This window comes from Vibrio sp. 10N.247.310.98, assembly GCF_041467395.1.
GTDB lineage: Bacteria > Pseudomonadota > Gammaproteobacteria > Enterobacterales > Vibrionaceae > Vibrio > Vibrio crassostreae_C.
Map to the genome: position 1 here is coordinate 1 of NZ_JBFSUL010000115.1, position 1,974 is coordinate 1,974.

Annotated in this window: 1 protein-coding gene; it reads left to right on the plus strand. The window is 37.9% G+C overall.

Going from position 1 to position 1,974, the window contains the following annotated elements; all coding sequences use genetic code 11:
* The first annotated feature begins 1,219 nt into the window (after positions 1-1,219).
* The gene (locus tag AB6E78_RS22820; RefSeq protein ID WP_004734802.1) at positions 1,220-1,693 is read left to right on the plus strand and encodes a GNAT family N-acetyltransferase; all 474 of its coding nucleotides are present in this window, start codon (positions 1,220-1,222) and stop codon (positions 1,691-1,693) included.
* The last annotated feature ends 281 nt before the right edge of the window (positions 1,694-1,974 follow it).

Below are 1,974 nucleotides of genomic sequence, written 5' to 3' on the forward strand. Positions count from 1 at the left end.
GGTTCACACTTGTTGCGGTGAACAGCACTTCATACGACTTCAGGTCGCACGGACAAAAGCGTGTCAGTGATTTTACTAATTTAGTAAACAATGAATTACTACAAGTATATAAAGTCGTTTAATCAACTTCCATGAGTGATGTCAATCTGAGTGATATGTCGGCCAAGCACAGCATTTTTGTGAATCGTTGTATTTTTATCACAGGTTTATCCAATACAGTCCCGCTTTAGACGTAAGAAGCTACGCTGCTATCAATTCATTAGGAGCAACATCTTATGACTATTAGATAAAACCGACATTAACGTTGAACTTTATGAAAACAATACATCAAGGTTTGAACTGGCAACTTAATAAATACGCTTTCATTATGTAATGATTTTACTTACAAAGTCATACTGTCATAGACAAAAGATTCCGCAATAATACGTCAAATGGTATGAGTTAAAACTTATATGGCGGTTCGTATCATTGGTGTTAAGTTTGGCTACACCAATTACGCAAACTAAAAAAATAGTGCAGAAAAGCTTTCGATAACATTAGCTTCAATATTCCAGGGCTGTGTCTATTTTTGCATTGCGATTGGCCATCTTCGATAACATCAAGATGTGGCCTACACTAAAACTTAAGGGTAACCAGCACTCTTTCTTTAACGCTTACCGAACTAGTTGTCCAAATTTAAACAAGTGGACTCGATATGAGAGCAAGTGCGCCTAATGAGAGAGCACTCGTCAATGGAATGAACGTCAGTGTTGAATGCAAAGGCGATAAGATATTGGCCACCATTTTAGCTGATAAGTGATATACAAAATGTAGCTGGCTGAGAACACATTAAAGTTATCTTTAATCACACTCGTCAGCATTCTATCAGGGAGTTTGTTTTGGGTTTTGTGACGGCACTATTGTAAAAATACTATACGTACCCTATTTTTGAATCATCGTGGGCAACGCTTGGAACTAATATTTCTGTCATGGGGGCAGGCAAAAAGGAAACAATAACTTCCATCATCGTTTTTAATTAAGACATACATATACCTTAATTAAAAAAATTGGCGCGTTCTAATATGCGCCAGATAAAGAGATCTATAAGATACTTGAAGAGTCTATGTTAAAAGACAGGAGCAAAAGCGACATTACCATTTTGATAACTCAAGATTAGCTTATCAAGATCCTTACATTGGCCAGTTACTTTTAATGAAACACCTACCCAAGGTAAATAAGCATGAATAAAATTAGCTTTTTAAAAATAAACAATACCATTATCAATGACATTATTGATCTCTCAGTGGAAGAGTCTCAAAAACAACTCATTGCTAACAACGCAGAGTGGCTTGCAGAAGCCAGTTTTAACGACGATAGTATCAACTATGGTATTTACTTAAACAATAAACCTGCGGGGCTAATCTCTCTGATTGACCCTAGAATACTGGACACACACGATGAACACTTTCAAAAGGAGCATTTATATGTATGGCGCGTCATGATTGACCATCGTTTCCAAGGAAAAGGATTGGGGAGTCAAGCGATTAACTTCAGTAAGAAATACGCTTCCATTACCGGTTTAAAAGGCGTCTCCCTGACCACGATGGATAAAGAAAAAGGCAATGCGCTCTCTATTTATCAAAAGCTTGGTTTTATACCAACGGGCAGAAGACTTGATGATGAAATTGAATTAATTTTTGGCTTAAAGGAATGAGTGGATAAACAAGTCAGATGGTGTGTCTGGGACGGCTATTTGGCCGCCTCATTTTATACTTCAACTGTAAAGGTATTGAAGAGTTCATTCAAAAACGCTGACCCCTCGTGCACTCTCACCTCCCCCCGGTCACAGAGTAACCAACAATCAAATTGACTCTTATTCAGTCTCCGTAACCTTTAAAGATCTTGAATCGCTTCGATGAGCTTTTTGACTGGAGTATGGTCTCAGGGCAAGATCATGAAAAACCCATATGGAATAAGGGGTAGCGTGAAGTGATG

Coding starts and splice junctions, on each gene's coding strand:
- AB6E78_RS22820 (WP_004734802.1), top strand. CDS start 1,220: ATGAATAAAATTAGCTTTTTAAAAATAAACAATACCATTATCAATGAC.